Origin of the sequence: Delftia sp. SD018 (assembly GCF_017355445.1) — a bacterium.
Taxonomy (GTDB): Bacteria; Pseudomonadota; Gammaproteobacteria; order Burkholderiales; family Burkholderiaceae_C; genus Comamonas; species Comamonas acidovorans.
On sequence record NZ_JADDRN010000081.1, the window covers coordinates 1 to 239 of the forward strand.

Sequence of the window (239 nt, forward strand, 5' to 3'; positions counted from 1 at the left end):
GGCAGCGGGGTGCAGGAGGCGCGCCATGTGCTGGATGCGGGGCTGGCACGCGCCGTGCGCCTTGCAGCGCAGCGCCAGGGCGTGAGCGCGGCCAGCCTGTTCCATCTGGCCTGGTCGCTGGTGCTGGGCCGGACCACGGGCAGGGACGACGTGGTGTTCGGCACGGTGCTGTTCGGGCGCATGCAGGGTGGCGAGGGGGTGGAGCGTGCGCTGGGCATGTTCATCAACACCTTGCCGCT

The 239-nt window shown here is 72.0% G+C and carries 1 protein-coding gene; it reads left to right on the forward strand.

Annotation, left to right across the window (positions count from 1 at the left end):
• Positions 1-239, forward strand: a 239-nt coding sequence (locus tag INR38_RS28635) for a condensation domain-containing protein (RefSeq protein WP_207444615.1), incomplete at both ends; no start/stop codon positions are given.